This window comes from Nocardioides salarius, assembly GCF_016907435.1.
Classification (GTDB): Bacteria; Actinomycetota; Actinomycetes; order Propionibacteriales; family Nocardioidaceae; genus Nocardioides; species Nocardioides salarius.
Genome location: NZ_JAFBBZ010000001.1, coordinates 4,007,563 through 4,019,861 on the forward strand (window position 1 = coordinate 4,007,563; position 12,299 = coordinate 4,019,861).

The window sequence follows — 12,299 nt, forward strand, 5'->3', positions numbered from 1 at the left end:
CGAGGACCGCCGTTGGTCGAGCAGCGAGGAGCGCCAGCGACGAGCGACGCCGAGACCCCGTGAGGTGCCCACTCGCCGTACGCCGTGGGCTCGCCGGGTTTCGAGCAACCCAGCGGCCAACCCCGGGCCGCGCCATGGCGCGGGGAAGTCGACACATCGGTCACTCCAGGCCAACGGCGTCTCAGGAGTGTCGTACTTCCGTATCAGACGGTTGCTGCGCAACCTCCTCAACCAACGGGCGCGCGGCAGCGCCGGTGATCGAGCAGCGGGGCCGGGAGCGGAGTGCTCCTAGGTTCGTCGGTGGAAGGTGACCTGGTTGTCAGCCCCGACGTCGGCCTCGTACTCCGGGTCATGGATGCGGCGGTGGTGGAACGGACACAGGAGTCGTCCGCGGTCGAGGTCGGTGTGGCCGTGGCACGACCACGGGTCGTCGTGGTGGGCATGGCACATCGCCGGCGGGGCGTCACAGCCCTTCGTGGTGCAGCCGCCGTCACGGATACCCATCGCGACCCGCTGGGCCGGGGTGAAGTACCGCTTCGCACGGCCCACATCGAGCGGCTGGCTCTTCCCACCCAGCACCACCGGCACGACACCGGCCTCACAGGCCAGCCGCCTCGCGGTGGCGGCGCTGATCCGGTCACCGGTGTCGAGGGTGGCGGCCACCAGGCCGTCCTTGAGCGAGTCGAGGGTCATCGTCACCACAACCGTGGCGTTCACCCCACCGGCCTTCGGCAAGTCGTGGGGGTCGAGGCGCTCGACGAGCTCCACGAACGCCGCACCCAACCGCTGCGCCGTCGGGCGGCGTACCGGCACCGGTGCCTGCTCATCGTGCTCGCCTTCATCTGCAGCGGCGCGGTTCGCGATCTGGTGCTTGGGTGCGGCGAACGCGAGCAGCGCCCGCTCCAACATCTGGCCGGCCAGCAGCGGCACCGTGAACGATCCCTTGATCCGGCCGTGGCCGTCCTCGCGCATCCGGAACACCGCCGACTTCTCCGCCTCGCGCTCCTCGCGGTCGAGCTGTTCGGCCTCCCACGCCTCCGCCACCTCCGGTGCGACCACCTCGAGGATCCGACGGCCCAGCACCCGCAGCGCCTTCGCGTCGTGGACCTCCGCGAACGCGACCAGCGCCTTCGTCGCCTGCTCCAAGACCGACGGGTCGAGGTCGTCGGGCAGCTCATCGAGCGCCGTGCAGATCACCGACGCCTGCTCCGCGACCACCTCGCCACGACCGAGCGCTTCCCGCACCACGTCGTAGCGGACGAGCCCCTCAGCCAGGCGGACCTGGCGGAACGACTCCCGCTTCGTCGACCGTGTCGCGTTGGAGTGCCACACCGCCACCGACGGCGACGCGTTCGTCTCCGCCACCGCCACCGTCTCGGCGTGGGCGAGGGTCCGCGACTTCAGCTCGACCACCCTCGCCTCGAGCTGCGAGAAGTCGACCAACGCCTCCGCCGTCGCTGCCTGGCTCATCGACCAGGTCGACACCTCGGCGAGCTCGTCAAGCAGCGAGTGCATGCGCGCGAGCGCCCCGTTGATGGGGTGCGCCGCGGTGGTGGCCATGAGTGAAGTATCTCAGGGCCCACCGACAAAGCACCAGGTCAGGAGCCGTTTTCCACAGGCAGATCGAAACTTTTTTCGAGACGATTTGCACGGTGCGAAACTGACTGCTCGATGGTGCGAAAGTGACCGCTCGGCGACCATCCTCTCCCAGGCGGTGGTGGCCCTCCTCGGGCTGGCCCTGCTGGGCAACCTCCTCAACGGCGCTTTCTCGTTCTGGGCCTGGCGGACCTTCAGTGGGTGGGTCGACGAGCCCGCCGCCGTCGACCTGGGGCAGGCCACGGCGTACGACGCGGGCACCGCGGTCGCCGCACTGGTGCTGACCCTCGTCCACCTCACCGTGCTGGTGCTGATGATCACCTGGCTGTTCCAGGCCCACCGCAGCGATCGGATGGACCCGTCGCGGCTCGAGCACAGGTCCGGCTGGGCGATCGGCGGGTGGTTCGTGCCGTTCCTCAACCTGGTGCGGCCCTACCAGGTGGTCGAGGACGTGCGGGTGGCGAGCCAGAGCACCCTCGGTCGCCAGTCCGACGTCGTCCTGGCGTGGTGGCTCAGCGTGGTCGGCGCCTCGATCGCCGGACGCGTCACCGCTGCCCTGGTCAGCGGGGCCGGCGCCTCGGACTCCGAGACCATCTCCGCCATCGCCTCGGCCAACCTGTCCGACGTGGTGGGGTCGGTCCTGTGGGTCGCCGCCGCGGTCCTCGGCATCCTGGTGGTCAGGAGCACCACCCGGCTGGTGGAGCAGTCGCCGCACGTCCCGGCCTCTGCAGCTGCCTGATCAGCCCTCGCCCGCGCGGCGCCGCGCGGCCACCGCGACGGCGGCGCGGCCGCGCAGCCCGCGGGGCAGCGCGAAGGTGCCGACGGGGGCGTCGGCGTCGGCGAAGCGGTACTTGTAGTCCTCGTCGCCGCGCAGGAACCGGAACTCCCGGGCGCCCTGCTCGAGCGCGTCGCGCACCGCGTGCACCAGCAGCACGAACCCGACGGAATCGCGGTCCATGCCGGGGTCACGGCCGAACTGGTAGCAGTAGACGTCGGGGCCGAAGGCGAAGGTGAGCAGCGAGGAGACGCAGCGGCCGTCGACGTCCATCGACCACAGCCGCAGCCACCCGCGCTCCAGCGCCAGCGCGGCGAAGGCGCGGGTGAAGCGGTGCTGGCGGGGGTCGAGCAGGGGGCTGTCGCCCTCCCACCGGGCCGCGTGCAGCGCGAACAGCGCGTCGAGGTCGGCCTCGAGGGTCTCGGCGGTGGCCAGGCGCACCACCACGTCGTGGCCGCGCTCGAGGGTGCGGGGCTTGCGGTTGACCTGGCCGCGGAAGTTCTTGCTCTTCGAGGCCAGCCACGACTCCCACGTCTGGTCCGCCGCGAAGCGCAGCACCGGGCTGACCTCGGTGCTGATGACGCGCGCCCCCAGGGGCTCCCACCAGGGCTGTGCGACCGGGCAGTCCTGCAGCAGCACCACGTCGGCCGGCAGGTCCCCGCGCTCCAGCGCGGCGCGCAGCAGGGGAGCGGCACGCGGAAGGTCCTCGGGGGCGCAAACCGGCCCGAGCAGGTCGGCGGGGCCGTGGCCGATCCAGCGCACCTGGCGCAGCCCCCGCCCGCGCACGTGCAGCGGGAGCACCACCCGGGGAGCGGCGGGGTCGTCGACCAGCACGTGCGGGGTCGCGCCGTCGGCGTACTCGGCCCACCAGGTGCTGGCCCAGGCGTGGGTGGCGAAGAGGTTGCGCGCCGCCAGTGCGAGGGCGTCCCAGGTCGCGGGTTCCGGTCCTCCGAGGGGCAGCACGGCGTGAGTCTAGGGGGGAGGCACCGCATAGGGTGGCGGCGCCATGGACGCCCTGGACCTGTACGACGAGCACGCGCGCGAGCGCCTGGTGCCCGAGCCCCCCAAGCGGGTCGACGCACCCGAGCGCACGCCCTTCGAGCGTGACCGCGCCCGCGTGGTGCACGCCGCCGCCTCCCGGCGGCTGGCGGCCAAGACCCAGGTGGTCGGCCCGCAGAGCGACGACTTCGTGCGCAACCGGCTGACCCACAGCCTCGAGGTGGCCCAGGTGGCCCGCGACCTGTCGCGGGCGCTGGGCAGCCTGCCCGACATCGCCGAGACCGCCGCGCTGGCCCACGACCTGGGCCACCCGCCGTTCGGGCACAACGGCGAGCGGGTGCTGGCCGAGCTCAGCGGGGCCTGTGGCGGGTTCGAGGGCAACGCCCAGACGCTGCGGCTGCTGACCCGGCTCGAGGCCAAGACCATCGACGCCGAGGGCCGCTCGGTCGGGCTGAACCTGACCCGGGCCACTCTCGACGCCTGCACGAAGTACCCGTGGGCCCGGGGTGCCGCCGAGGCCCCCAGCGGCGTCCACGCCGACGGCTCACCGCGCGAGGTGCACAAGTTCGGCGTCTACGAGGACGACCTGCCGGTCTTCGACTGGATGCGCGCGCCGGTGCCGGGCTCCGGCGCACGCCGCTGCCTCGAGGCGCAGGTGATGGACCTCGCCGACGACGTCGCCTACTCGGTGCACGACGTCGAGGACGGCACCGTGGCGGGCCGCGTCGACCTGACCGACCTCGACACCGCCGCGGTCTGGGCCACGGTGCGCTCCTGGTACGAGCCGGGCGCCGACGACGACGTGCTCGACGAGGTGCTCGCCGGGCTCCGCTCGGTCGGCTCGTGGCCCACCACGGCGTACGACGCCTCCCGGCGCAGCCTGGCCGCGCTCAAGAACCTCACCAGCGACCTGATCGGCCGCTTCTGCGGCGAGGTGCAGGCCGCGACCTTCGCCGCCGCCGACGGCCCCTTCGTCCGCTACCGCGCCGACCTCGTGGTGCCCGAGCGCACCCGCCTGGAGATCGCGGTGCTCAAGGGGGTCGCGGCCCACTACGTGATGCAGGCCGAGGACCGGATCGCGGTGATGGTGCGCCAGCGCGCGCTCGTCGCCGAGCTGGTCGCGCTGCTGCTCGACCGGGGCCCCGATGCCCTCGACCGGCCCTTCGCCGACGACTGGCGCGAGGCGGGCGACGACGCCGGCCGGCTGCGCGTGGTCGTCGACCAGGTCGCCTCGCTCACCGACGCCAGCGCCGTGGCGCGCTGGGAGCTGCTGCGCGCCCGCGGCTAGCCTCGCGCCATGAGCGAACAGCGTGACCGGCTCGTCTGGCTGCCCTTCGACCCCGCCGAGCTCGGCGAGGTGCCGAGCGGGCTGCGCTACGAGGTCGTCGACCCGCGCGAGCACGTGCCCGACTCGGTCGGCGACGTCGCGTTCTACGCGACGCCCTACGCCATGGGCCCGCAGGTGGGCGACGTGCTGGAGCGGATGAGCGGCCTCGAGGTGGTCCAGACGCTCAGCGCCGGCGTCGACAACGTGCGCAGCCGGGTGCCCGAGGGCGTCACCCTGTGCAACGGCCGCGGCATCCACGACACCTCGACCGCCGAGCTGACCCTGACGCTCGTCCTCGCCGCGTTGCGTGACGTGCCCGGCATGGTGCGCGACCAGGACCAGCGCCGGTGGCACACCCGGTGGCGGCCCTCGCTGGCCGACAAGCAGGTGCTCCTGGTCGGGTACGGCGCGATCGGCCAGGCGATCGAGGACCGGCTGCTGCCCAACGAGTGCGAGGTCGTGAAGGTCGCCCGCACCGCCCGCGAGACCGACCGGGGCCACGTGCACGGCTTCGACGAGCTCGCCGACCTGGTGCCCAGCGCCGACGTCGTGGTGCTGATCGTGCCGCTCACCGACGAGACCCGCGGCCTGGTCGACGCCGACCTGCTGGCCCGGATGAAGGACGGCGCGCTGGTCGTCAACATGGCCCGCGGCCCGGTCGTGGTCACCGCCGACCTGCTGGCCGAGCTGCACGCCGGGCGCCTCCTGGCGGCCGTGGACGTCGTCGACACCGAGCCGCTGCCCGCCGACGACCAGCTGTGGGACGCCCCCGGTCTGCTGGTCTCCCCGCACGTCGGCGGAGCCACCTCGGCGATGTGGCCGCGGGCCCACCGGCTGGTGCGCGAGCAGCTCGAGAGGTACGCCGCGGGGGAGCCCCTCCACAACCAGATGACGGGCGAGTACTGAGCGCGCCCGCCCGCCCGTAGGATCGCCGACGTGGTGGGCAGGATTCGCGAGCAGAGCATCGCCGAGGTGCGCGAGAAGGCCCGTATCGACGAGGTCGTCTCGCAGTACGTGACCCTGCGCAACGCCGGTGGCGGGTCGATGAAGGGGCTGTGCCCCTTCCACGACGAGAAGTCCGCGTCCTTCCACGTCACTCCCTCCCGCGGCTTCTTCCACTGCTTCGGCTGCCAGGAGGGCGGCGACGTCATCAGCTTTGTGATGAAGATCGACGGGCTCTCCTTCGGCGAGGCCGTCGAGCGGCTGGCCGACAAGTCCGGCGTGGCGCTGATGCGCGATGAGGGCGACGGCACCTACGAGAAGCCCAAGGGCCCGCAGCGCGGCCGGCTGATCGAGGCGAACAAGGAGGCACAGGCCTGGTACGCCGACCAGCTCGGCACGCCCGACGCCCTCGTGGCCCGCCAGTTCCTCGACGAGCGCGGCTTCGACCAGGCCGCAGCGCAGACCTTCGGCGTCGGATTCGCCCCCCGCGACGGGGAGGCGCTCTTCAAGCACCTGCGCCAGAAGGGATTCAGCGTCGACGAGCTGACCACCGGCGGGCTGGTCGCGGTCGGCCGCTCGCCGTACGACCGGTTCCGCGGCCGGCTGCTGTGGCCGATCCGCGACGCCTCCGGCGACACCATCGGCTTCGGCGCCCGGCGGATCTTCGACGACGACCGCATCGACGCGAAGTACCTCAACACCTCCGAGACCCCGATCTACAAGAAGAGCCAGGTGCTCTACGGCATCGACCTGGCCCGCCGCGAGATCGGTCGCTCCAGCCAGGCCGTGATCGTCGAGGGCTACACCGACGTGATGGCCTGCCACCTCGCCGGGGTCGGCACCGCGGTCGCCACCTGCGGCACCGCCTTCGGCGACGACCACGCCAAGGTGCTGCGCCGCTTCCTCAACGACCACGAGGAGTTCCGCGGCGAGGTGATCTTCACCTTCGACGGTGACGCCGCCGGGCAGAAGGCCGCGCTGCGCGCCTTCGGCGGCGACCAGAACTTCGTCTCCCAGACCTACGTGGCCGTCGAGCCCGGCGGGATGGACCCCTGCGACCTGCGCATCCAGCAGGGCGACGCCGCGGTGCGCGAGCTGGTCGCGCGGCGGGTGCCGCTCTACCGCTTCGTGCTCTCCAACGTGGTCTCCCGCTTCGACCTCGACCGGGCCGACGGCCGGGTCGACGCGCTGCGCGAGGGTGCCAGGCTGGTCACGAGCGTGCGCGACAAGTCGAAGGTCGACGCCTTCGCCCGCGAGCTGGCGCAGATGGTCGGCACCGACCCCGACGAGGCTCGCTCCGAGGTACGCCGGGCGGCCGCGCGCGGGCCGCAGAAGTCGGGCCGGCCCGACCGCCGCGACTCCGCGAGCACGAGCTCAGGAGGCCCAGGAGGCCCAGGTGGCACGGGGGAGGCGCCGGCTCCGGTGCGCCAGGCGCTGCCCGACCTGCGCGACCCGCGCTTCGAGCTCGAGCGCGAGACCCTCAAGCTGGTCGTGCAGCACCCGATGGCCATCGGGCGCAGCACCGCCGACATCGGCCCCGACGACTTCACCCACCCCACCTACCGGGGCGTGTGGGCGGTCGTGGCCGCGGCGGGCGGCCCGGCCGCCGGCGCCGGCGACCCCGGTTGGGCCGGGCGGCTGCGCGATGCCACCACCGACCCCGACGTGCTGGCCGCGATCTCGATGCTGGCCGTCGAGCCGCTGCTGACCGACAAGGAGCCCGACGCGGCGTACGTCGGCCACCACGTGCTGCGCCTCCTCGAGCTGACCGCCGCGCGACGGATCACCGAGGTGAAGTCGCGGCTGCAGCGCACCAACCCGGTCGAGGACCCCGAGTCCTACAACCGGATGTTCGGCGAGCTGGCGGCGCTCGAGCAGCACCGCCGGGCGCTGCGCGACCGGGTGGTGGGCACATGAGGTTCTCGTTGCCCGGCTCCGGCCGGCCCGACCTCGACGTCGCGCGCGGCGAGCGGCTGCTGGCCTGGGCCGAGACCGACGACGCCGTGGCCGGAGGCACCCGCGACGCCCTCTACCTGTCCCTGCACGGCGGCCCGGTGCGCCGGCTGCCGTGGGAGCAGGTCGAGGCGGCCGACTGGGACGCCGAGACCGGGACCCTGCGCGTCAGCGAGCTCGGCTCCTGGGGCGAGGAGCGTGTCGAGCACCGGGTCGAGCTGCAGGGCGCCACCCGGCTGCTCGAGCTGGTCCGCGAACGGGTGACGGCCAGCGTGGTCTACCAGCACCAGGTGCGCGTGGCGCCCCGGCGGCACCTGCGCGTGGTGGCGCGTCGGGCTCCCTCGGGGCGCGAGGAGCTGCGCTGGTTCTTCGAGTACGACGAGGGCGTGGACCCCGCCGACCCGGCCGTCCGCGAGGTTGCCCAGGAGGCGCTCACGGCCGCTCGGCAGCAGGTCGAGGGCCGCTAGGGACCTCGATTTCTCACGCCACGAGCGCCTTGCTACTGTGTGCGCGCTGCACCGATCCCCTGTAGCTCAACTGGCAGAGCATTCGACTGTTAATCGGAGGGTTGTTGGTTCGAGTCCAACCGGGGGAGCTTCACCAGGTCGCCCGGCTCCACACCAAGGAGCCGGGCGATCTGCATTAGCTCGACCACCGTGATCGGGACTTCGCCCCGCACCTTCTTCCCAGCCGTCGACTGAGAGACGCCGATCGCGGCGCCCAGCTGCGTCTGGTTGATCTTCCTGCGCCACATCTGCTGGTGGATGTTCGCGCCTACCTCGACGGCGATCGAGATCGCCTCGCTCTGTGCGGTCGTCATGTTCGCAACTGTACCGCCGTGTGCGCTCATCGGTCGTGAAGTGACTAGATGTGTCGGCGTGTCTACCTAAAATTAGTCACGACGCGGCTAATACTCCGGGGCATGCCGAATCTCATGACCGTGCCCGAGGTGGCCGAGGCCCTGCGGGTCAACAAGGTGACTGTCCGCCGCTGGATCAAGGCCGGCACGCTGCCGGCGGTGAAGGTGGGGCGTGACTACCGAATCCAGGCGACCGACGTCGCAGCGATGACCGAGGCGGCGTCGTGATCGCCCTGACCTACGTGCTCCAGGCGTTCGGCCTGGTGCTCGGCGTCGCCGGGATCGCGATCGCGCTCCGCGCCCGGCAGTGGTAGCCGACGCCGACGCGCGCCTGGCCGAGCTCGACCGCTGGAACCGCGCCCAGGAGCGCGCCCGCGCGGCCTACGCGCACCACCACCCCACGCCGCTGCAATCGACGTGCGTGTGCGGCAAGCGGACCACCCACCCCAGCGGGAAGTGCCGGAGGTGTCGCGGATGAGCGTCGAGCACATGGCCGTCGTGCTGAACCACTCCCAGGCGACCGGCACCGCGAAGGTGCTGCTGCTCGGCATCGCCAACCACGCCGGCGACGGCGGCGCCTGGCCGTCGATCAGGACGTTGACCCGCTACGCCGGCGTGGACGACCGCAACGTGCGACGCGCGCTGCGGACCCTCGAAGAGCTCGGGGAGCTGCACATCTCGGTGCAGCACGGAGGCGGCGAGCGGATGCCCGACTACCGGCGCCCGAACCGCTACGAGGTGCTCGTGCGCTGTCCCTCCTGGTGTGACCGATCGGCTCAGCACCGGGACGTTCGCACCTCGGATACGGACCTGTGGGACGGCAATTCGACCCCCTGGCGTAAACGCCCCCCGCCCCCTGGCGCCAGCGCCCCCCGACCCCCTGGCGTAAACGCCCCCCGCCCCCTGGCGCCAGCGCCCCCCGAACCATCAAGAGAACCACCAGAGGAACCCCGCCTCGAACTCTCGGGGTCCGGCATTCATTCATCTCACGGTCTGTACGGGGCCGAGCCGGACGAGCTGTACCCGCCAGGCGTCACCGATCCGCTGGACTTCGGAAGGAATGAATGATGAGCAGCTGGCCCCACATCACCCACCGGCAGGCGACCGCCCTCGCGGCCTTCCTCCACGAGCTGCGCGGCGACTGGGACACGGCCGGGATCGTGGCCCAGATCGGGTACGCCCGAGACCTGGCGCCCGGCCCTGACGTCGCGATCGCAGCGATCCGCGCGGCGATGTCCGCCACCAACCGCACCCCGGGCGTGATCCCGCTCCAGGGCGAGCACTGGCGCACCGCGTCGAGCGTCGTCACCCGCCGGCCCCTGGAGGCGCACGAGCGCTGCGCGATCTGCAACCAGGGGCAGGCCCGGTGCGAGCAGCTGGCCGCGTTGCCCGACGACGGCCACGCCTTCACCCCGGCCGGCCCCCGATCCGCCGCCGTCGACGAGACGACCGGCGAAGTCCTCCACACCCGCGACCCCGGCGAAGTCCTCGCCCAGGTCCGCGCCGAGCTCGCAGCCCGCAAGCCGGCCACCACCACCGAGAAGGAGCTGCACCATGCCCAGCACTGACCGCACCGAGGCGACCCAGCCGGTCGACCTGCCCGACGAGCTCGCGATGACTGACCTCGAAGCCCGCTCGTGGCTCGACGTCAAGCCGACCGCGTTCAACCCCGACCTGGCGCGGCTGACCGGCTTCGCGGCCGACTACAGCATGTGCACGTGGCTGGCCGACGTGCTGCGCGCCGCCGGCTGCGACGTCGTGGAGTACCCCGGGTGGAAGACCCGCGGCCGCCCCCGCTCGACGGGGCCCTGGGACCCGCAGGGCGTCATGTGGCACCACGACGCCTCCGCCCCCGGCCCCTCGCCGGCGCTGGCGGCGTTCCTGGCCGAGATCGGCCGACCGAGCGAGGGCATCCCCGCGCCGCTCTCGCAGCTGTGGGTCTGCCTCGGGTGCGGCGGCAAGCACCCCGTGGGCACCTGGCACGTCCTGGCCGCTGGCCGCGCCAACCACGCCGGCTACGGCGACGGCTGGGGCGCGATCGGGGACGACTCCGGCAACGCCGAGGCGATCGGCGTCGAGACCGACAACACCACCGGCGAGGACACCCCCGAGGCCATGTACGAGTCGCTCGTGCGCGGCACGGCCGCGATCCTGCGCCACCTCCGGGCCAAGCCCACCAACGCGCTGTGCGCCCACAAGGAGTACGCGCCGGGCCGCAAGACCGACCCCGACGACATCGACATGGACGAGGCCCGCGCCGACGTCTCCGCCCAGCTGCGCCGCGCGCTCGTGCCCTGGCCCGGCGCCGACCACTTCGGCCTGCACCACCAGTGCAAGGACGGCCACGTGAAGCGCCTGGAGGGCTGGCTGCTGTCGCTGCCGGCCAACCGCAAGAGCACCCACGAGGCCCGCGACACCGTGACCAAGTGGACGCTGGACCGGGTGAAGGCGTTCCAGCGCGACCGCCCCGGCAAGGTCGAGAGCGGGCGCATGAACCCGCTGACCTGGCGCCAGATTCAGCGCGCGGCCCGGAGCCGCAGGTGAGGGGGCTCGGGTCCATGACCGCGGTGGTGCTGGCGGCCTACGTCGCCGGGCGCCGCAAGGGCCGCACCGAGGGCGAGGTGGGCACGATCGGCAAGCTGCTGACCGCCGGTCTGCTCCGGGGCCCGCGGTGAAGGCCGGCCACGCGTCGCTGCGATTCGACGCCGACACCGACGCCCTGGCGGCGTACGTCGCGCGCCTGGTCGTCGTCGACGACCTCGGGCTGCTGACCACCACCGAGTCGCGGTCGCGGGCCCTGGTCAAGAAGGTCCGCGCCCGCCTGCCGAAGCGCTACCGGGTGCTGCGTCGCCACGAGTACCTCTTCGTGTGGGACACCACCCGTCTGAGCAAGGCCGGTCGCGCCAGGCTGATCGTGCTCACGCCGCTGCGCTTCTGGTCGATGGGGTCGCTGAGCAAGCTCTTCCTGGTCGGGCAGCTCGACCTCCGGGCTCGAGACTCCCGCGAGCGGGTGCGCGTGCAGGCCGGCCACGCGCCCTCGGGCGTGCAGGGCGGTACGGCGAGCTGGCGACGCAACCCCGAGCAGAACCGGGTGCTGGCCGCTCGCCGCGGCTTCGTCGCCTGGGGGGAGCGGATCGCAGCTGCGCCCGGGGTGGTGCTCGCGCACATGGACGCCAACCTCGACCAGCGCTCACCGCACTGGCGCGGCTACCTGACCCACACCCTCGGGGCGGAGTCGGTGTGGACCGGCTGCCTCCCGCCCGCGGGCAAGGGCACCCACGGGAGCCGGGTGATCGACACCGCGCACGTGGTCGGTGCACCGACCCGCTGGCCGCACCTGGCCGAGACCAAGCGGCCCGAGAAGGTCGATCACGTGGCGTTCGTTTACAACGTCGATCTGTAGTCCGGTCGGGCCATATCAAGGCGACACGCCGAGCAAATAGCAAGTTATTCCCTCGACAAAGGCATCGGATTCGCCTTGAACCCACGCCCGGGTCGGCGCGGCAAACCCACGCCGACCCGGGCGCCCCATCCTCGAAGGAGAACCGATGTCCACCAAGGGTCTGATCTACACCGCGGCCGTCTCCCTGGCCGTCGTCGTGGCCTACGACAAGTACGGGAAGCGCGGCTGATGGCTCGCCCCGCTCGCGGTCTGGCGTTCTGGACCGCGGTCGGCGGCACGAGCCTCGTGGCGCTGACGATGCTCAACCTCGCGGCCGACCGGCTCCCGGTCCCCGGCCTCGGGGACTTCCGCGACTTCGTCGTGCGCCGCAACGGCTGACCGCCGTACCGATGTCCCACCCGTCCGCCGGGGCCGTGCCCGGGGGCAACCACCACCCCCGTTCTTG

General features: G+C 72.5%; 14 protein-coding genes and 1 tRNA gene. 12 read left to right on the forward strand and 3 right to left on the reverse strand.

Going from position 1 to position 12,299, the window contains the following annotated elements; all coding sequences use genetic code 11:
* Positions 1-288: 288 nt before the first annotated feature.
* Complete coding sequence (locus tag JOE61_RS19215; RefSeq protein WP_193667353.1) at positions 289-1,560, reverse strand: HNH endonuclease signature motif containing protein; 1,272 nt, start codon at positions 1,558-1,560, stop codon at positions 289-291.
* A gap of 154 nt (positions 1,561-1,714) precedes the next feature.
* On the opposite strand from JOE61_RS19215, the gene JOE61_RS19220 reads away from it, so the two are divergent.
* A complete protein-coding gene (locus tag JOE61_RS19220; RefSeq protein WP_193667352.1) occupies positions 1,715-2,335 on the forward strand; it encodes a DUF4328 domain-containing protein in 621 nt (206 codons plus the stop codon).
* On the opposite strand, the gene JOE61_RS22320 is transcribed toward JOE61_RS19220, so the two are convergent.
* Complete coding sequence (locus JOE61_RS22320; protein WP_193667351.1) at positions 2,336-3,334, reverse strand: GNAT family N-acetyltransferase; 999 nt, start codon at positions 3,332-3,334, stop codon at positions 2,336-2,338.
* A gap of 43 nt (positions 3,335-3,377) precedes the next feature.
* On the opposite strand from JOE61_RS22320, the gene JOE61_RS19230 reads away from it, so the two are divergent.
* The 5 genes from JOE61_RS19230 (at position 3,378) to JOE61_RS19250 (ending at position 8,187) form a co-directional block, all read left to right on the forward strand.
* The gene (locus tag JOE61_RS19230) at positions 3,378-4,658 is read left to right on the forward strand and encodes a deoxyguanosinetriphosphate triphosphohydrolase (RefSeq protein ID WP_193667350.1); all 1,281 of its coding nucleotides are present in this window, start codon (positions 3,378-3,380) and stop codon (positions 4,656-4,658) included.
* A 9-nt stretch (positions 4,659-4,667) separates the two neighbouring features.
* Positions 4,668-5,603, forward strand: coding sequence for a 2-hydroxyacid dehydrogenase (locus JOE61_RS19235; protein ID WP_193667349.1), 936 nt, complete (start codon positions 4,668-4,670; stop codon positions 5,601-5,603).
* A 30-nt stretch (positions 5,604-5,633) separates the two neighbouring features.
* Complete coding sequence (gene dnaG, locus JOE61_RS19240) at positions 5,634-7,556, forward strand: DNA primase (protein WP_193667348.1); 1,923 nt, start codon at positions 5,634-5,636, stop codon at positions 7,554-7,556.
* Positions 7,553-8,059 carry a hypothetical protein gene (locus tag JOE61_RS19245; protein WP_193667347.1) on the forward strand — a complete coding sequence of 169 codons (507 nt, stop codon included), beginning with the start codon at positions 7,553-7,555 and terminating at the stop codon, positions 8,057-8,059. Before dnaG ends, JOE61_RS19245 begins: the two co-directional genes overlap by 4 nt.
* 55 nt (positions 8,060-8,114) lie before the next feature.
* Positions 8,115-8,187, forward strand: a tRNA-Asn gene (locus JOE61_RS19250).
* Here the strand turns inward: JOE61_RS19250 and JOE61_RS22750 are convergent.
* The gene (locus JOE61_RS22750; protein ID WP_193667667.1) at positions 8,149-8,442 is read right to left on the reverse strand and encodes a helix-turn-helix domain-containing protein; all 294 of its coding nucleotides are present in this window, start codon (positions 8,440-8,442) and stop codon (positions 8,149-8,151) included. The genes JOE61_RS19250 and JOE61_RS22750 overlap by 39 nt on opposite strands.
* 84 nt (positions 8,443-8,526) lie before the next feature.
* Here JOE61_RS22750 and JOE61_RS19260 point away from each other — a divergent pair, with 84 nt between their 5' ends.
* From JOE61_RS19260 to JOE61_RS19285, 6 genes are all read left to right on the forward strand, one after another.
* Entirely contained in the window at positions 8,527-8,679 is a 153-nt protein-coding gene (locus tag JOE61_RS19260) for a helix-turn-helix domain-containing protein (RefSeq protein WP_239553333.1), read from the forward strand.
* A 246-nt stretch (positions 8,680-8,925) separates the two neighbouring features.
* Positions 8,926-9,519, forward strand: coding sequence for a helix-turn-helix domain-containing protein (locus JOE61_RS19265; RefSeq protein WP_193667345.1), 594 nt, complete (start codon positions 8,926-8,928; stop codon positions 9,517-9,519).
* Entirely contained in the window at positions 9,519-10,019 is a 501-nt protein-coding gene (locus tag JOE61_RS19270) for a hypothetical protein (protein ID WP_193667344.1), read from the forward strand. Before JOE61_RS19265 ends, JOE61_RS19270 begins: the two co-directional genes overlap by 1 nt.
* Complete coding sequence (locus tag JOE61_RS19275; protein ID WP_193667343.1) at positions 10,006-10,995, forward strand: peptidoglycan recognition protein family protein; 990 nt, start codon at positions 10,006-10,008, stop codon at positions 10,993-10,995. The genes JOE61_RS19270 and JOE61_RS19275 overlap by 14 nt, the downstream gene beginning before the upstream one ends.
* A 127-nt stretch (positions 10,996-11,122) precedes the next feature.
* Positions 11,123-11,854: a hypothetical protein gene (locus tag JOE61_RS19280; protein WP_193667342.1), complete on the forward strand. Its 732-nt coding sequence runs from the start codon at positions 11,123-11,125 to the stop codon at positions 11,852-11,854.
* 228 nt (positions 11,855-12,082) lie between these two features.
* Complete coding sequence (locus JOE61_RS19285; RefSeq protein WP_193667341.1) at positions 12,083-12,232, forward strand: hypothetical protein; 150 nt, start codon at positions 12,083-12,085, stop codon at positions 12,230-12,232.
* The last annotated feature ends 67 nt before the right edge of the window (positions 12,233-12,299 follow it).